At 63.2% G+C, this 17409-nt stretch carries 14 protein-coding genes; 3 read left to right on the top strand and 11 right to left on the bottom strand.

What is annotated here, in order from left to right; genetic code table 11:
* The 3 genes from NI1_RS35480 to NI1_RS35470 are packed head-to-tail and all read right to left on the bottom strand — an operon-like array spanning window position 1 to window position 3853.
* Window positions 1–1314, bottom strand: coding sequence for an AAA domain-containing protein (locus NI1_RS35480; RefSeq protein WP_157535518.1), 1314 nt, complete (start codon window positions 1312–1314; stop codon window positions 1–3).
* Window positions 1311–2771, bottom strand: coding sequence for a hypothetical protein (locus NI1_RS35475; RefSeq protein WP_067830347.1), 1461 nt, complete (start codon window positions 2769–2771; stop codon window positions 1311–1313). The genes NI1_RS35480 and NI1_RS35475 overlap by 4 nt, the downstream gene beginning before the upstream one ends.
* The gene (locus tag NI1_RS35470; RefSeq protein ID WP_067830345.1) at window positions 2768–3853 is read right to left on the bottom strand and encodes a hypothetical protein; all 1086 of its coding nucleotides are present in this window, start codon (window positions 3851–3853) and stop codon (window positions 2768–2770) included. Before NI1_RS35470 ends, NI1_RS35475 begins: the two co-directional genes overlap by 4 nt.
* Window positions 3854–4798: 945 nt before the next feature.
* Here NI1_RS35470 and NI1_RS38345 point away from each other — a divergent pair.
* The 3 genes from NI1_RS38345 to NI1_RS35460 all read left to right on the top strand — a co-directional run bounded on the left by NI1_RS38345 (window position 4799) and on the right by NI1_RS35460 (window position 6049).
* Window positions 4799–5083 carry a hypothetical protein gene (locus tag NI1_RS38345; protein WP_157535517.1) on the top strand — a complete coding sequence of 95 codons (285 nt, stop codon included), beginning with the start codon at window positions 4799–4801 and terminating at the stop codon, window positions 5081–5083.
* A 316-nt stretch (window positions 5084–5399) separates the two neighbouring features.
* Window positions 5400–5840: a hypothetical protein gene (locus tag NI1_RS38340; RefSeq protein ID WP_157535516.1), complete on the top strand. Its 441-nt coding sequence runs from the start codon at window positions 5400–5402 to the stop codon at window positions 5838–5840.
* A gap of 20 nt (window positions 5841–5860) precedes the next feature.
* The gene (locus tag NI1_RS35460) at window positions 5861–6049 is read left to right on the top strand and encodes a hypothetical protein (protein ID WP_067830342.1); all 189 of its coding nucleotides are present in this window, start codon (window positions 5861–5863) and stop codon (window positions 6047–6049) included.
* A 173-nt stretch (window positions 6050–6222) separates the two neighbouring features.
* On the opposite strand, the gene NI1_RS35455 is transcribed toward NI1_RS35460, so the two are convergent.
* The 8 genes from NI1_RS35455 to NI1_RS35425 all read right to left on the bottom strand — a co-directional run bounded on the left by NI1_RS35455 (window position 6223) and on the right by NI1_RS35425 (window position 17315).
* Window positions 6223–9666, bottom strand: a complete 3444-nt coding sequence (locus tag NI1_RS35455) for a DEAD/DEAH box helicase family protein (RefSeq protein ID WP_067830340.1) — start codon at window positions 9664–9666, stop codon at window positions 6223–6225.
* A gap of 276 nt (window positions 9667–9942) precedes the next feature.
* Complete coding sequence (locus tag NI1_RS35450; protein WP_245663567.1) at window positions 9943–10413, bottom strand: hypothetical protein; 471 nt, start codon at window positions 10411–10413, stop codon at window positions 9943–9945.
* Window positions 10414–10426: 13 nt separating this feature from the next.
* Window positions 10427–10576, bottom strand: coding sequence for a hypothetical protein (locus tag NI1_RS38335; protein ID WP_157535515.1), 150 nt, complete (start codon window positions 10574–10576; stop codon window positions 10427–10429).
* 333 nt (window positions 10577–10909) lie between these two features.
* Window positions 10910–12064, bottom strand: coding sequence for a restriction endonuclease subunit S (locus tag NI1_RS37620; RefSeq protein ID WP_084524212.1), 1155 nt, complete (start codon window positions 12062–12064; stop codon window positions 10910–10912).
* Window positions 12061–13608: a type I restriction-modification system subunit M gene (locus tag NI1_RS35440; RefSeq protein ID WP_067830335.1), complete on the bottom strand. Its 1548-nt coding sequence runs from the start codon at window positions 13606–13608 to the stop codon at window positions 12061–12063. Before NI1_RS35440 ends, NI1_RS37620 begins: the two co-directional genes overlap by 4 nt.
* A 124-nt stretch (window positions 13609–13732) precedes the next feature.
* Window positions 13733–14641, bottom strand: coding sequence for a hypothetical protein (locus NI1_RS35435; protein ID WP_067830334.1), 909 nt, complete (start codon window positions 14639–14641; stop codon window positions 13733–13735).
* Window positions 14642–14667: 26 nt separating this feature from the next.
* A complete protein-coding gene (locus NI1_RS35430) occupies window positions 14668–15744 on the bottom strand; it encodes a DUF3696 domain-containing protein (RefSeq protein WP_067830331.1) in 1077 nt (358 codons plus the stop codon).
* Window positions 15741–17315: a DUF262 domain-containing protein gene (locus NI1_RS35425; protein ID WP_218026869.1), complete on the bottom strand. Its 1575-nt coding sequence runs from the start codon at window positions 17313–17315 to the stop codon at window positions 15741–15743. The genes NI1_RS35430 and NI1_RS35425 overlap by 4 nt, the downstream gene beginning before the upstream one ends.
* Between the last annotated feature and the right edge of the window lie 94 nt (window positions 17316–17409).

The following is a 17409-nucleotide window of genomic DNA, read 5'->3' as shown; positions in this document are numbered from 1 at the left end:
TCAACCTCGGTGCGCGGCAGCCGGTATTCGATGCTCTGCAAGATGGGCCAATACCGATTGATTGGCCTCCCAGCCATCCGGGAACTTGACCGCCACTCCGAGGTGCACGGGCTCGGTGGAGGGGTGAGCGTCGAGGAGCTCGGGGATGCCGACGCGACCGACGACGATGCAGGCGTGGCGGTGCCGGGAAGTGAGAACGCAAAGGCGCCCGGTCTCCAGATGGAAGGCGGTGGCGTCCCGGCGACCCGAAAGCGGATGCAGGACGACGGTTACATCGTATTCGCGGCCTTGGAGCCGGTTGGCGGTATCGACGGTGACAGACTCGGCTGCCGTGCCCTGTAGAGCAGCGCGGATGGCGGCGGCTTGGTCGCGATGTGCGGTACCGACAGCGACTCGGTCTGCGGTCACCGGATTCGAGCCGCGCTCGGAGTGGACGACCGCGCCGCGTTCCAGCAATCGGACGGTGAGGGCCGCGATGGCCGCGACCGCTTCGCTGTCGGTACGGATGGTGTGGCGCGCAGGCAGTTCATACCAGGCCCAGCCGCTGAGCGCGGCTTCGTCGAGGGCGCTGTCCAACGGTCCGCCCCATCCACCCGCGGTCGTGAATTCCATTCGGCGCTGGCCGGGTTCGGTGCCGGAGCGGAATTCGGTGAAGGGGTAGAAGGCTTTCGACACGACGGCGGCCGCGGAGGCGGGCAGTCGCCAGGAGACAGGTAGTCGATGGACCGGGATGTCCGGGTTGTGGGCGAGCAGGACGCTGACGGCGCTCATGGTGGGTTCCCAGGAGAGCCCGGCCCAGCGGGCGGTGTCGACCGTCGCGAATGGATCCAGCTGTCCGGGGTCGCCCACGAACAGGGCGCGATCGAATCGGCTGGAGATGCGCAGCAACATGTCCGACCGCATCTGATACGCCTCATCGACGATGGCCCACGCCCAGTTGCCTTCCTGCACGGTAGCCCATTTGGCGGCGGTGCCGATCAGAATGGTGCGGTCGGTGAGATCGGCCGGGCTTTTGGCGATCTTCAGGTTGGCGTGGGCGAGAATACGTTCGGCAGGCTCGTACGTCCCCGCGGACACCCGCCCGATCAGCAGTTCGGGGTCTTCGCTCGCGAGCCGGTCGATGAGGTCGTCGACCTGTTCGTTGGTCTGCGCCACGATGATCCGCTGATCGCCGTCCTTGGTCAGATGCCGCGCGGCCCGCACCACGAGCGTCGACTTGCCCGCGCCGGGCGGTGAATCGACCACGACGGCCCGGTCGGCGTTCCGGTCGAGATCGGCCAGCACCTCGTTGACGACCTGGTCGGCGGTCTTCACGCCCATTCCTCCTGCGGCTCAGCGTTTTCCGGCGTCCACTCGGGCGGCGGCCCACCGTGCGTCCACGGAGTCTCCTCGCGCGCCGGCAGTTTGGGCGACGCTTGATAGTCGTCACCGAACGCGGCGAAGCAGACCCGATCGCCGGCTTCGGGCACCGACCCCGCTTCAGGAGTCAGCTTGCGCCCCATCCCACCGGACAATTCGAGCGTGATGGTGCCATCCTCCACCGACACCACGGTGCCTTTCTGATTGCGCCGCTCCACGCTGCACAGCTTGACCCCGGCCTCCGCTATGAACGGATCCTCGGACTGGATCGCGATGCGCGGCCGCAGCGCAGGCCGCTTCCCGCTGGTGTCGACCCGGTTCGGATCGCTCATCACCACAACCCCGCGGAAAGCTTCGCCGTTCAGCCGCCGTTCCGCCATCACCCGTGGATCGTCATACGCCCGTTGGGCTTCCAACGCAGTCAGGGCCTGCTCCCGATCGAGCAGCCGCCGCACCGCACTCACCGCGTGATCCCGCCGAGCCTGCGGCACCCCTTCTTCGATGCTGTCCATGAACCGCGAGAAACTGCCGCGGTCCCGGTCCCACCGCTTGCCCACGCTCGCCCCCTCGGGCAGCGCGCGCAGCAATTCCAGCCCCCGCCACATGAGCTGCCAGGTCGGCTCGATCTGCTGCTGCACCGAATACTCCAGCCGCTCGACCGCCACGTTGAATGAAGCTTCGTCGGCGGCCTCGTTGAAAGCCGAGATCAGCGGTGCTAGTTCCTCATTGTCATATCCGGGATCGGTGGCGGGCCCCGCCGGCGGTGACCGCAACGGATCCTCCGCGATTGCCGCCGCTTGCTGCCCCGTGAGCCCTTCGGGCGGATCGATCCACCCGAGCAGGGCCGCCAGATTCCCATCCTCCAGCGACGACTGCCCCGAGGCCCAATGCCCCGCCAGCACGGTCGTCATCGCCAAAAGCACCGAGGACCCGGGATGTTCGGCCCGATCCCCGAACCAGGTCAGCCACCGCCCCAGCAACGGATTCGGCCCATCCGCCTTCAAGAACCGCAGCCTGCGCCCCAACTTCTGCAACAACGCAACCCCACCCGCATTGGGCACCCACACCTGCGGCGCATCCAAACACCGCCGATACGTCTCCCCGTCCTTGCCCACGATCTCTTCGGTATCGGCCAGGAACGACGAAAGATAAGGCAGCAGAACATCACTCAGCTCAGCCGCGAACTTCAACTGCAACACCCGGTCCCGCGGCTGCGGCACGAACAACAGCTTCGGCTCCGCCACATCGAACCCCAGCATCACCGCCAACGGCGCCGCCGTCTCCCCAGCCATCCGCAAAGGCACCATCACCAAAGGCTGCAACGCCGAATGGCAGTGCCGCACATCAGCAATCCGCTGCGCCCTGCCCGCCCGTGTGGCCTCCAACCGCGCCAGCGCAGTCAGCACACTCACCCGGCAACTTCCTGCCGCAGCCGATGCGCGTTCCGCAGCACCCGCGCGATATCCGCATGCTCGTCTCCCGCCGTCAGAGAGCAATCGGCAAGCCCGAGAACCGTTGCAATACTGTCGATCCCACCAAGCTGATCGCACACACTCCGCCCGAGCATGTCCACGGACCCGCACGCCCGAGCCTCATCCCGGCAGAAGAACGCCAACTCGCAACTCTGCATGCATTCCGGCGCATACCGCCCCTGCACCGCCCGCATGGCCTCACCCAGCCCCGCCCCCACGGTGAACGTCATCCCCTCCAGCAGCACCCCGACAAGATCCTTGATCGAAGTCAACCGCGACAACTGCCGGGAAATCACCGCCAGCTGCTTCCGTACGTCCACCAACTCCACCGTAGGCCGGTTGGTGAAGTCCTTGGTGCAAACCAGAATCACATTGTGCGACACCCGTTCCGGTGATTCCCCTAACTCCTCAACAAGCTGCCGCAACGCCAGCACATACGCGGCCGACTGCCGCGCGGCAGCAGCAACCTGCGCCGGATCCGCCTGCCCATCGATCACCGCGAACGCTTTGATCTCGACAGTATGAAACTGCCCCTCGATCTGCACCGCCACCAGATCCGGCTCCAAAAACGCCGGCGCCCCCGCAATCTCCAACCGCAGCATCGGATGATCGAACATGGTCCCCTCATTAGTCCGCAACGCCCGCCCCACCAGCTGCCGAGTCCGCTGAAACCGCACACTGTTACCGGTGTTCTCACCCACCGAATTCAAGTCGTCATAAGCAACTTCAGGAATCGTCAGCCCTAGTCGATCCCGCAGCAAGGCAACAAGCTCAGCACACCCGTTAGCCTTCACCATCGCCTCGAAAGCATTGCCACGAGTGATCGCGAACTGCGACTGCCCAAATTGCGCCGGAAACCCCAACTCCTGCGCCATAGCAGCCTTGTCCACCCCCGCCGCATCCATCACGGCCCGCCGAGCACACCCCGGATTACTGGTCAACGCCGCGATAGTCCGCGCGTTGTGCCGACAAGCCGAGGCGCCACCACGCAATTCATCCAGCCGAGCCAGCAGATCCTTCATCCCGCCGAGCCTCCTGCCCGCTTTTCAGCCGTCATCCCGAACCGTGTGCCGAACAATTGCGCCGCCGGATCCGCCAACTGCGCCGCCGCCCCGCTGTGCAGCATCCCACCGCTGTACGACATCCGCGTCCCGATGCACCGCCAACTCGTTGCCGGCGGCCTCGATCACCGCATCGGTATCCACTTCGAGCGCCGTGTTCCGGACGCCCGGAATGGTAGACGCCAACTGGCGAAGCACCCGATGCCCTGATGGGCTGGTCTTCCCGACGGTTGAAACGTGTTCCGCGAGACGGATAACCCCGGTTAACAGATCGGCGCGCACTCAATGGACCGACGACGCGCCGCTCCAGCGGCCAGGTATTCAAAGCCAGTAACCCGCGTACGGGGGCGAGGAGGTCGACGGTCAATGCCGAACAGACGTAATACGGCCGGGCGAATGGCGCGGCCCGAAACGAGCGCTCCTCGTCACGCCGCAGGCTGGTCAGTCGCGCAGCCAGCAATTCGCCTGAAAGAACCCCTCGTGGACCCTCATGATCAGTCTCGGTGCGGCGGGTACCGACAACAGCGCAAGTGCTCGATGTACATGCTCTCGGATCGGAACGGCGGGAACGCCGTCGTCGTCCGCGGCTTCCGGGACCATCCCGAGAACAGCCGCTTCCCAATCCCTTTCAGCCTGCCGGAGTTGCACCCGCAACTGACGTGCCAAGGTACGGTCCCCACCCGACACCGCGTGTCGGACAGCAGCCCGCAGCTCGGATATCCTCTCCTCCAACGTTTCCGGCGAATAGCTCACGATGCCGACAGTATCCGGAGATTCCAGTATCCTCCAGTGTTTGCCAGCTTTCTGTGTCGATTTCCGCGATGGCCGCGCGCTTCATCTGGGACGAAGAACAACTCCTGGACTGATCGCGACCAGCCAGGTGGTGAACGACCTCGAATACCTGGCGTGTCCCTACACCTGTCCGACGCCACAGATCCTAACGGCGATCTGCGGCATGTCACCGGTGACAATGTCGAGAAGACCATCACCATTTTCCATGAATCAGCGCGCGAGGCGGCAGCTCAAGTGCAGGAAGCCTTCGGGTACAAGGCGTATCGTCCCCCGCCCCCGCCGCCACCAGATCACCATCGATTCGCCCTTATGGATACCTGGATCGGTGCAGGCGATGGCCGCCCCGACGATCCCGCGACGATGCCATCAAATCCGATCTTCCACCGGGCTGCTCTATAGGCGACTTCGTCTGCTCCTTCGGACTCGAATGCGAGCGCCCTGGAACAGATCTCCCCGATGCATCGCCGGAACCTGCGTCGAGATCCGCGCCACCCATGGGCTCTTCCTGGCCGACGCCGGCGTGGAGAAGGTGCGTGAATGATCCTCCGACGGCAAAGATGGCTGGGGTGCAACGATTCTTGCCCAACTGCTGCTCATGGCGGTTGAACGCGCACCGCTTGGGAAAACGACCATGGATCTGATCCGCTTCATCCGGCGAATCGGCTGAGGTCGGAAATCTCTTTGGTTCGATCGCCAGCCTCACGTCGCGTTTACGATGAAGGCCTTCGACAAGTCGTTGATATTGGCGGACAAGTTGGTCGGCAGCCGAATCGAAAGGATTCGGGAGCGCCACCCCGAAGCCGCGAACGCCCAGCTGGTCAAGAAGCTGGAGACGACCTTCCCGTCCGCGGTGGTCGCTTCGGGTGCGGCGACCGGTGGCGCCGCCGCGGGTACCGTTGCTGCGGTCGCGACCGCAGCGTCGACACGTCATTGGTTTCTGACAGCGTCGATAGCGCATGTGCTGTCGCGGCTGCGCGTGTACGGAATCCACCTCACCGATCTCGAACATCAGAAAGCTGTAGTCCTGGCGGTCATGGCCGGCGGTGGGGGATCGACCTTTGTGGCAAAGCGGTGGGAAGAACGGGTGCACATCTGGGAAAGTTGCTCACCAACTCGGTCCCGGCCAAGACCATTAAATCCATCAACCGAGTGCTAGGAAGGAACTTCGTCACCAAGATGGGGACCAAGATCGACGTTCTGGTCATCGGGAAGGCCACCCCTTCGGAATCGGTTACGGCGATCGGCGCTGGCGGCAACCTGCTGATGGCCAAGAGCGGCATCAAAGCCACCCGAATCGCCATGGAGACAGCGCTTTCCGACCCGGACGCTTCGGCTGACTATCGTATCGTTCATATCCCGGACTGACCGGTGTCACAGTCCGTTGAGGTGTCCGACAATAGGCCGACTCCCTATATCGCCCCAATTGGAGTCTGTCGGCCTGGACCATCGGCGCGGCCGTTGTTGCACCACCAGGGTCGGTGTGCCGGCGGTCCGGGCCGATCAGATTCGGCACCTTATCAATGGCGATGGGCGCACGGTCAGGCGGTCGCGACCACCGAATCGTTGATCGACCGGATGACGCCGACAAGCCGCTTCGTCTGCTCAGGTGCGAACAGTTGCGTCGGACCCTGCGGTGCGGTGTCAGTGAAAGGTGGTTCGAACAGTAGCTTCGGGTCCATCTCGCCGTTCCGGGTGAGGTGACCGATGACGAGGTTGACGAAGTCGATCTGGCTGGCGGTGGCGGTGCGTTCACCGAGGAACTCCGCGAACGCTTCCTGCACGGCCTGCTGATCGAGGCCGACGAGAGATCGGATGAAACGGCCGAGTCCATGGGCATTCGCGACGGCGCGCTCCATGTCCTCGGGTTCACCGGCGCCACTGTGGGCCAGCAGTTTCTCGAGTGATTCCAGATCGGCCGGGGTCAGCGACTTACCGGAACGTACCTTCCGCAGGGCTAGGTTGTCGGGCTGACGGCGTAGATAGTCACGTGCCTTCGCGGTGTACCGCTCGACGTTGGTACCCGACCGCATCTCCGGCATGTCCCGTTCGACGACTTCGCCGAGGGTGTCGGTGAAATCGGAATAGACGATGACGCGCTTCTTCTTGTCGAGCAGCCCGACGATGGAACGGAGCTCTCGCCGAGCGTGTTCGAGCATTTCGACGTTGACGCCCTCCCACCACTCGTCGCTCGCCACCTCGCGCAGCAATTGTTCTTTGGCCTTCACGGCCGGGATCGCGAGTCCCTCATCGAGGAGCCCGTCCGCGACGCCGCGGATCGTGTCGGCGTGCCGGGAAATGGTGCCATCGGCGACGAGGACGGCGAGCTGTGCGCGCAGGGCGACGAGGTCGAATCGCTTCGCCATCTCGTCGGTGTCGCGGACGGTGGTGGGCAGGTCCGCGAGGTTCTCGGCGATCTCGGCAGCCGACTCTACGGTGACGGATTCCCAGGCGGCGCGGTCTTGGTACTTTTCCACCTCCCTGCGCCGCGTGCGGACAATGAAGTTTTCCAGTCGCATGCCCTCGACCTGCGCGTGCAGCAGATCTGCGGTGTCGTGGCGCAACGCCTGTGAAGCCCCGGACCGGTCGAGAGCGGCGAGCAGTTCCGTTCGGGCGGTGAACAGTCGTTGTGAAAGCGACGGTGCGAGTGCGCCTTCGGGGGCGTCGGGGTGCTGTTCGAAGTAGTCGAAGTTGCCGCACACGTCGAAGACGAAGAAGTCGGTCTTGTCCTGTCCGGGGCCGTACAGATCGGGGCGCAGACGGGTGCCGCGACCGACCATCTGCCAGAACTTCGACTTCGACCGCACTGGTTTGAAGAATACGAGGTTAACGACCTCGGGGACGTCGATCCCGGTGTCGAGCATATCGACGGAGATTGCGAGGTGCGGTTCCTGGTCGGCCTGGGAGAACTTGTCGATGAGGTCTTGGTTGTGGTTGATCGAGTGGGTGATGACGCGGGCGAACGAGCCCTTGAACTCTGGGTAGTTCGCGTCGAACCGCTGGGCAATGAACTGGGCGTGCAGCTCGTTCTTCGCGAACACGATGGTCTTGCCGAGCCGGTCGCCGCCGGCGACTCGATGCCCGTGGGTCATCAAAGTCTCGAGGACCTTGTCGACGGTGTCGATGTTGAAGAACCACTTGTTGACGGCCTCGGCCGTGACCGAATCGGGGATCTCGTCCTCGGGGACGTCGTCGCCCCAGTCGATGGACTCATACCGCTTCTTCGCCTCTTCGTCGAGGTCGGAATAACGGATGCCCTTCAGCGGAAAGGTCAGCGGCACATCCACCGCGCGCGGCCGGACGAGGTATCCGTCTGCGATGGCCTGATCGAGAGAATAGTTATTGGTCGGGACACCGGTTTCGAGATGGAACAGCTGGTAGGTGTTGTAGTCCACCTCGTCCTTGGGGGTCGCGGTGAGCCCGAGGAGCAGTGAGTCGAAGTATCTGAAGAGGTGCCGGTATTTCTGGTACACCGACCGGTGCGCCTCGTCGATCACGATGAGGTCGAAGTATCCGGGGCCGAATTGCCTTGTATCACCGTCGGTTTCGTCGATGAGGCCCATCATCGTCGGATACGTGCAGACGTATACCCGGCCCTCGGTGTCCTTGTCGGTCAACAGGTTCACCGGCGAGGAGTCGGGCAGATGCGTCTTGAATGCGCCGACGGCCTGCTTGACGAGGGCCTTGCGGTCGGCGAGGAACAGCACCCGCTTGACCCAATTGGCGCGCATCAGCATATCGGCGAGCGCGACGACGGTACGGGTCTTGCCGGCCCCGGTGGCCATAACCAGAAGCGCGGCGCGCTGGTTCTCGATCTCGAACCGCTCGGTGACGGCACGAATCGCTCTCTCTTGATACGGGCGTCCGGCGATCTCCTGCGGGACCGGGATTTCGCTCAGCGACTTCATCGACGTCCGGCGGGTAACGAGGAGTTCGAGTTCGTCACGGGTGTGGAAACCGGCGACCTCCCGCGGCGGGTAGCGCAAGTCGTCCCAGAAGTGGTGTTCGAATCCGTTGCTGTAGTAGATGACCGGCCGCCGGCCGAACTGCTGCTCGAGACAGTCGGCATACAGCTTCGCCTGCTGTTGACCGGCGATCGGATCGACGGACGTCTTCTTCGCCTCGACGACAGCCAGCGGCAGACCGTCCGCGCCCCACAGCATGTAGTCGGCGAATCCGTTCTTGCCGTCGGGCATTCCGGTGACGAGGTATTCGCGATCCCGCTTCTGGTCGAGTGCCCAACCGGATTCGTGGAGCATGAGGTCGACGAGGTCGCGGCGAGTCTGCGCCTCGTCGTAGTCGTGCGTGTCGGGCGTTGCGGCGCTCGCTTGTTGTGCGGCGAGGATTTGGGCACGCAATTCCGCGATCAGCTGCTGGTAGCTGGCTTTCTCGAGTTCCGCGGTCTCGACGGCCTCGTCGCGAGCCTTGAGCTGCGCGATGAGGTCCTGCTTCTCGGTCTCGGACTGTTCGAGTTGCGCGTCCTTGGCAGCCAGCTCCGCTTCGAGCTTGCCGAGCTGCGCGACGGTCTTGGCGACGACGGCGCTGCCGCCGGGCTTTGGTAGTCGACCGGTGTCGAACTGCTGCTGCGGCGACGGTTTGCTCGATGGCTGCGTCGCGTAGGTGCGGGCCAGCCACGACATAATGTGGAACAGCTCGGCCAGCGCCTTGGTACCCGAATCCTTGGAAACCGGAGTCTCCTCGTGGACGGCCGCATTGCCCAGCCGGCGGATCAGATCCATCTTCGTGACGAGACCATGACCGATGACAGCGACGAACCCGCCCGCATGGATTCGGGCCGCGAGGTCCGACTTGTATGGCTCGGGCAGATTCTGGGTGCGGTAGATCCACTTGACGGTGTGTTCGACGGTGCGGCGTGCGTAGAAGCACGTGGTGCGCGGGTCGAACAGTGCGTCACGCTCGGCCTTCTTGGCCTCGGCGTGCAGTTGCGGCCATTCAGCCTGTAGGAAGTCGAAGTTCCCCACCATGACCCCGTCCTCTCAAAACTCGTGTGCGCTGTGCGCAATCACGTGCCGTGCTGTGCTCGATCTTGTCACAGGCATCCGACCTTTCCCGGAGCTCTCGAACACTACGGGCAAGATCCGACAAGTTCGCTCCGTCGGGACAACCGAGGAGCTTCATGATGGGGTGCCGTCAGTCAGACTCGCTGGTGCGGCCGAGCACGTCGGCTGCGAAGGCGCGGTTGTGATACTGCGCGTACGGTCCTCGGCCTTTGGGGACGAGGAGGTCGGCGAGGCCCCGAATCACTGCGCCCAGGGGCAGACCGAAGAACTGTTGTCGGCGCCCTCGTCAGAGAGGAACCAGTCGACGATGACCCCGTCGCCGCCCGCCGCGGCCATTTCGGTGCGATGGAAACGCAGCAGCGGAAGCGTGTTTCCCAACTGATCCAGGGTGCGGGAGGTCGCTTCGGTGAGCGCGGACTCGGTCATGTAGATCGCGATGCGATAGTCCACGACGCCCTTGCCGTCCAAGAACCGCTCGACGAACAGCACTTCCATCGGCCCGAGGTTCAGCGTGAACAGCCGCTCACGCTCGGCGGTCTTGTTCGTGGTGGGTAACGCACTCAGCGTCCACCGGTAGAGCTCTTCGCTGGCTGGATCGTCGAAAGCGTCGACCAGGTAGCCGGCGATGAGGTCGGCGGCGGGAGCGAAGAACGGGTCCTGCTGTAGCTCAGCGAAGTTCTCGTCGCTGGCGGCGGGGCATGGTGTGCTCATGGCAGTCCTGGGGTCACTCGAAATACTCCCCGTCGACCTCGCCGACGGTCATCGATCGTTGTGTCTGTGCAGCGATACTGTAGCGAATCATCAACTCGGCGATGAGATTTCGGTCGTTGAGGATAATGGGGGTATTGCTGATATTCACCGCGCGAAACCGCACCAGCCCCCTCCGTCATTCCAGCATGCTTTAGCTGGAATCCACCGGTTCGCAGTGGGTCACCGTGGATCCCGGCTGAAAGCGTGCCGGGATGACGGGGCGACATCGCAACGATAAGTTCAGTAATCCCGTACTCGCCGACCGAATCTTCACGCGGCGTATCGCTTGGCCTGCACGAAGATCCGCTTGAGATCGAACGGATGACCGTCGACCCGACATCGTTCTTGACCGCCCGTGGAGGTGCCGCCTGCGCCAGGGGCGACCATCGGCAACGCCTCCAGCGCCAGAGTCAGGAACCTGACCGATTCTGCATCACAGACGCAGAATCGGGTGCGGTCACAGCTCGCCTCGGAACGCGCGGGATTGGAGTGAGGCGAAGAGCACGTCGAGTTCGGCGAGGGCAGTGTGGTGCTTCGCCCTTAGACTCTCGAGTACGTGAGTGCGTCGAGCATAGGTGCGCTGCTCCTCAAGCGGCGGGCACGGAACCCGAAGGCTGCGAACGTCATCGAAATTCAACCCTGCCTTCGTCCCCCCTCGACTCTTGGACGAGATCTGGTGCTGACCGGCGGGGCTCGAGAGGTACCGCGAGAGATAAGCCGGTTCATACGAATTGCTGCGCAGGATGGCGAGGTGCTGGTTGATGTAACCGCCAGCGGCTCGCTGGTCGACGACTGCAGTCCGTCCCAGATCAGCCGTGATGCTCAGCAGTACATCGCCAACCTGGACCTTGGTTCTGCGCGCCTCCGCGGTTGCCGGAGGCTGCACATAGGCAACATCGCCGAGTCGAAGTTCGTCATGTCCGACATTCTGAATGCGGAGAAACAGGTCACCAGTGTCCGAATAGTGTTTCGCCCACCCGCGGGACCCGCTCGTCAGGAACGAAAGTTTATCTCCCAGGTAACACTCATCCCTAGCATCTAACTCGTCGCGACCGAACATGTCGATGAATATCGACTGTGGCAGTTCGTTAAGGCAGGCCAAGGCTTCACGACGCTTGGCGCGGAGGGCGTCGACTTGGTCGAGGATCGCCGCGATCCGCCGCTGTTGCGGTAACGGCGGCCTGGGAATGGAAATCTCGCTAAATCGTGTCTTGTTTAGTATCGGCAAAGTGGTCGACGTCGAAGAGGCCCGCATTTCCGGCGCGCGTGCTAGGCAGGCGTAGTAACCGTATCGAGGATCGATCAATTCTCGGTTGAACGAGATTGCATTGATCTGCTGATTCGTTGCGACTGGCACCGACGTGATACCAGTTTTCCCCAAAGACGCACCGATACAGCACACAAGGACAGTGCCTGGCGGCAGGATGCGTGACAAGAGCGCGCCCTCGGCGCTAAGTGTTCGTGGGGCGCTGACAATTGGCGCGCTTCCACCAAGGTCCGCAGGTGTGACAAATGGCAATGAGCCGCCATAGAGGCTTGCATCCGATGACTTCGGTGTCGATCCTGTTGTAACGGTACCCAACTCACCGAGCGCCACGTGGGGCCAACTCATGATTCCGCACCCCCAACAAGCAGCTCCCGCAGCTGTGTCATGCCGTCAGTAATTTCCTTCTCGAGTTGATCGAGCTCGTCGAGAATCTCAATCGGTGATCGGTGCTCGACCGTCTCGTGCACGATCTCCTTATACCGGTTCAGCGACAGGTCGTACCCCTGCGCGGCAATGTCCTCGCTCGGCACGCAGAAACTTTGCTCGGTGCGTGCCCGCTCCAGCTCCGCCCCGTCTCGCTCGGCCCAGCGTCGCAACACATCCGGCAGGTTGTTCCTTGAGTGCTCGCCCTCCAGCAGCTCCGCGAGGACACCGAGCTTGTTCTCGTCCAGTAACGGGTTGCGTTTGTCGTCCAAGGACCAGCCGTCGGACTGCACGTCGTAGAACCACACGTTGTCGGTGCCACCCGAGTTGGTCTTGGTGAAGAATAGGATCGCTGTCGACACACCGGCGTACGGCTTGAACACACCCGACGGCAGCTTCACCACCGCGTCGAGCTTCTGTTCCTCCACCAGAAGCTGGCGAAGTTCCTTGTGCGCCTTGGACGATCCGAACAGCACCCCGTCCGGCACGATCACCGCGGCACGCCCACCGGGCTTGAGCAGTCGCAGGAACAGCGCCAGGAACAGCAGTTCGGTCTTCTTCGTCTTCGCGATCTGCTGTAGATCTTTCGCGGTGTTCTCGTAGTCCAACGAGCCGGCGAACGGCGGGTTCGCGAGGACTAGCGAATACGCTTCGGCGTCACCGGTATTCGCCTCCGCGAGGGAATCGCGGTAGCGGATGTCGGGCTGCTCGATGCCGTGCAGCAGCATGTTCATCGACCCGATTCGCAGCATCGTGTTGTCGAAGTCGAAGCCGTGGAACATCTCGTGGTGGTACTGCTGCTTGCCGATACCCGAGTTGATCGCGTCCGCGTGGTGCGTGCGCACGTATTCCGACGCGCCCACCAGGAAGCCACACGTTCCGGACGCCGGGTCGACGATGGTGTCGCCCGGTTTCGGGGCCATCATGTGCACCATCAGCTCGATGATGTGCCGTGGGGTGCGGAACTGGCCGTTCTGGCCGGCGGATGCGATCTTCGCGAGCAGGTATTCGTAGATGTCGCCCTTGGTGTCGCGGTTCTCCATCGGCACCTTGTTCAGGCGATCCACCACGCGCTGCAACATGCCCGCGTTCGGGATAGTGAGCCGGGCGTCCTTCATGAAGTGCGCGTATGTGGAGTCCTCGCCGCGCATCTCCTTGATGAACGGGAACACCCGGTTGGCGACGATGTCGAACATGTCGTCGGCTTGCCGGTGCCGGAACACCGACCATCGCAAGTCGTCGTACGGCCGACCTTTCTCGTCGTTCCCTTCCGGGAACGGGTTGCCCTCGATCGGCTCCCCCAGCAGGTTCTTCTTCTCCAGTGCGCGGGTCTGCTCATCGTCCAGCCGGCGGATGAACAGCAGGTACGTGATCTGCTCCATCACCTCAAGGGGATTGGAGATGCCACCCGTCCAGAACGCGTCCCAGACTGCGTCGACCTTGTTCTTGATGTCACCGGTGATCACGGGTACCGATACCTGCCTCTTCTGCTCGACGACAACCAACTGAACTGTATAGACCACCATCACGACAACCGGCGACGGCGACCGAGCTTGCTTTGCCGATGGGGACTGGCGGGGCGCGGGCCCGTCAGGTCGTCAGATGGTCGACGAACCGGCCGATATAGACTCGACCGTCCCGTACCGCGAAATGAATTCTATTGCGGTTACGTTCCAGCTTTGCATGCCATTCGCAGACGATCGGCTCGCCGTCGAAGAGTACGGTGCGTTGGCGCATGGCAGCGGGATTGGCATGGGTGCGTGGGCTTTCCGGAGAGCAGTCGACGCCCGCGGTGATGCGCATCTGTTCGATGCGTTGCCGAGGTTCCACGTGTGCGGCCCACACCCGGACAGCATGATCGTCGAGCCCAGTCAGGTTCGCGAGCAGGCGCGGCCAGATCTCGGTGTGACCGCCGTCGAAGCGGTTGAGTTGGCCCCAAACCCCTTCGGCGAAGACACAATTGGGAAACGGTTGCTCACTGTGCTGCTCAAGTTGATCGGCGGTGTGCGGTTCGTGGAGTAGTACGTCGCGCCAAAAGGCCGGGCAGTCGCTGTCGTCCACCAGGAAGTGAATCGAGGCCGCGACGGTCGCGTCGGCGGCGACGTGGCACGGACCCCGGCGTTGCGCCGTCTCGGTGGTGAGGCAGGCGATCTGTCTGCCCGCGCGGGATTCCGCAAGCGAGATCGAGATGCCGGCGGCCATGGTGACGGGGCGGCTGCTGACGTTGACATCCAAGCACTGCGGTTCCACATCGTGCACGGGTAACTTGTCCAGTCTGCGCCACAATTCGTTGCGCGTGTCTCGGTCGATCCGAGGATTCGACAGCCATCCGATCAGGGTGGTGCCGTCGGCGGACTCGATATCGAACAGCAGATCCGTGCGACGGGCCTGCCCCGGCGTATCGCGCACCGCTGCGAGCAGGTCGAGCAGCCGCACGAACGCGGATTCGACGATCTTCGGGTCGCCTGTGTCGAACGCGAACCCCGATTCGTCGACCATGAACCTCCACCCCCGCAAGAATGCTCCTAATCTCGTTTGCGCCGGTTGATGAATCCGAGATCGATTTCCATCTGGTCGAAAAAGCCTGCGGGCCAGTCGCTCATGGCGCCGCGGGCGTTGATCGTCAACGTGGCCGGTGAGCTGCCCCGGCCGAAATAGTGCACGACCGCATCGCCGTGCGGCAGTGAATCGCCGCTCGCGATCGCCCGGCGCACGCCATTGAGCACGTGATCACTGTGGGTTTCGATCATGACCTGAACACCGCTGTGCGCCACCATGGTGAGGAACCAGCCGAGCGCCGACTGCGCCGAGGGATGCAGGTGTGCTTCCGGACTGTCAACGATCAAAAGGCCGCCGACCGGTACCGACAGCCCCGCGACCACGATCGGCAGACTGTAGCTGATGCCGAAACCGGTGTTGCTCAACAACATCCATTCGGCCTCGAACCCTCCCGCGTGGACGTGCACGGTGGCCAGGCCGGTGCGGGGAACCAATCGGGCATCGAGTTGCAGCGGGCCGACCAGACTGCTCATCCACGCCTCGACCTGAGGCCGGAGCAGGATCGACGCCGCGTCGGGGTGCCGGCGATCCTCCTCGACCGGGCGATCGAACAATGCCAGCGCATGGGCGACGAATCGCCCGTCCTCGCCGACCTGCACGCCGTCCTCGGCCCATGGCGACATCGGATGCGCCGCGCGAGGCCCGATCCGTTCGGCAGCCAGATAGGTGAAGGCGGTGCCGCGGTCCCCGATGTTGGTTACCAGCTCATCGGGCCGTTCGCTGACGTCGAGTCGGGTCGCATCGGGATTGTGGCCGCTGAAGCGCCAGATTCGAGGTTCGGGATCGAAGAGGGTCACTTCGATCTCATCAGAGGCGGCGTCGGCCGACAGCACGTCGGAGGCTTGCCCGAGGTCGAGTCCTGGACAACCGCTGAGCGGGACGAACGTCTGCTTGGCCAGTTCACACTGGTGCACGAGATTCAGCGCCTGAACGACGGTGCTCTTACCGCCGCCGTTCACTCCGGTCAGCACCGTCAGCCTGCCGAGATCCAGTTGGGCGTGCCGGAAGCGCTTGAAGTTGGAGATCGAGATCCCGGTGATCATCCGAGAACTTCCTCGAGGATGCGGCGGGGGATTTCGAATCGGGTCCGGACTCGCCGACGGTCTGATGTGGAGGCGCTGATGGCGGCGATGTACTCGCTGTCGTCGGTCATCGCTTTCCGGGCCGCGGCGACGATCTCTTCTTTGGCGTTCGCCAAAATCTCCGACGGGTATTCGGCCAGCACGACGCCCCAGCTCTCGATCAGCGCGCGGTTGATCGGTGAGCGCCTGTTCGAGTCCAGCGTCCATTTTCGGAACGCGTAGTCCTCGAACACGATTCGTGCGTTTTCCATCCCTCGATCGAAGGCGGTGAGCCACTCGTCGATGACGGGATCGGGTATGCCGGCCGGGGCGTCGATGGCCTCGATGGTGGCGTCCAGCAGATTCTCGAGCGTGCCATACCGGTCGTATTCCTGGATGTCGTCGAGCCGGTAGAAGGACAGGAAGCGCAGCGCCGCCTCGCGATCGTGCATGCGCACGTGTTCGTAGAGCACTCCTCCGGTCGCCGCGAAGAACGCCTCACTCGCCGCGCATCGCTTTAGCAGGTCGCGGCTGCGGGTGCGGCTCATGCAGTGCCGGATCTCCATGGCGTTCAACGGTTCGCCACCGGTGTTGATACGTTTGAAGATGTCGTACTTCACCCGGGTTGGCGTGGAGGGTTCGATCACGTGCACGACCAGCTGGGCGTTCAGCAGCCGGCGTCGTAGCGGCTGTGCCAACTCGCCGAAGGTCTTGCCGCTGACCGATTCCAGATACTCGAGATCATCCAATGCGAATTCGCCTTGGACGTATTCGTGCACGGTGGACAACCGCTGCAATCCGTCGACGACCCGGAAGAATCCGTCCTTGTCTTCCGCGAAATAGAACGCGGGCAACGGAATCTGCAGCAGCAGACTCTCGATCAGTCGCGATTTCTGCCGAGCTTTCCAGACCCGGTTGCGCTGGAAATCCGGCGCCAGCTCGATATCGCCATCCTTGATCCAGTCGAGGACATTCCGCAACGCGTAGTTACGAGTCGAGATTCGGATCTGCTCCGGATCCCATGGTTTGACCTCGTCCGGTTCGGCTTCGGTGACCTCCCGCTCGACCTCCACGCCCGTCGGCTCGCCGTAAAACACCTCCTCGACCGGGACGGCGAAGTCATCGTGTGGGTCGAACCGGTCCGCTGGCGCCATGCTCCTGGATCTTACGCACCGATGAGTCTCAGCTCCGCGCGGAACCGATGAGCCTCGCGGATCGATACGTTGACCTCCAGCCGATTCCATGGCAGACGTTACCCTCGTCTCGGTCGCTTGAGTCACCTGAGCTCGAGATTTCGCGGAAACCTTATATCGCAAGGATGTTCGAAATCGGTTGCTAACCACGACCGTCTCGGACCAGTGCGCCAAAGTCGATTCACGCCGGTCGATTGGTTTTATGCGCTCGATCAAGGGGCGCACAGTTTCAGCGACGATCTTCGATGCCTCGGTCGCCAGGCCGCTGATCACTTCGGCGATTCGACGAGCCTTGATAGCCGCACGGCCGGCGAGTGCTGAGTTGCCGACGACCCCGGGCATGCGTGCGGTTACGGGCACGGATGGGAGCGTAGGCGATCTTCCACAGCGCCGTCTCGGCGCCGAATTCGGCTAACGAGCCTCAATGGGTGATGTTGTCATCAGGGCATGACCG

The sequence above is a fragment of the Nocardia inohanensis NBRC 100128 genome (assembly GCF_001612945.1).
Taxonomy (GTDB): Bacteria; Actinomycetota; Actinomycetes; order Mycobacteriales; family Mycobacteriaceae; genus Nocardia; species Nocardia inohanensis.
Note: the sequence above shows the minus strand (reverse complement) of the source record. Positions and strands in the feature narration are given on the sequence as shown.

Excerpts from the sequence above, each read along its gene's own strand:
- NI1_RS35430 (WP_067830331.1), bottom strand. The coding sequence starts at position 15,744 with ATGATCACCGGGATCTCGATCTCCAACTTCAAGCGCTTCCGGCACGCC.
- NI1_RS35455 (WP_067830340.1), bottom strand. The coding sequence starts at position 9,666 with ATGGTGGGGAACTTCGACTTCCTACAGGCTGAATGGCCGCAACTGCAC.
- NI1_RS38340 (WP_157535516.1), top strand. The coding sequence starts at position 5,400 with ATGAAGGCCTTCGACAAGTCGTTGATATTGGCGGACAAGTTGGTCGGC.
- NI1_RS37620 (WP_084524212.1), bottom strand. The coding sequence starts at position 12,064 with ATGAGTTGGCCCCACGTGGCGCTCGGTGAGTTGGGTACCGTTACAACA.
- NI1_RS35450 (WP_245663567.1), bottom strand. The coding sequence starts at position 10,413 with ATGAGCACACCATGCCCCGCCGCCAGCGACGAGAACTTCGCTGAGCTA.
- NI1_RS35435 (WP_067830334.1), bottom strand. The coding sequence starts at position 14,641 with ATGGTCGACGAATCGGGGTTCGCGTTCGACACAGGCGACCCGAAGATC.
- NI1_RS35460 (WP_067830342.1), top strand. The coding sequence starts at position 5,861 with ATGGGGACCAAGATCGACGTTCTGGTCATCGGGAAGGCCACCCCTTCG.
- NI1_RS35470 (WP_067830345.1), bottom strand. The coding sequence starts at position 3,853 with ATGAAGGATCTGCTGGCTCGGCTGGATGAATTGCGTGGTGGCGCCTCG.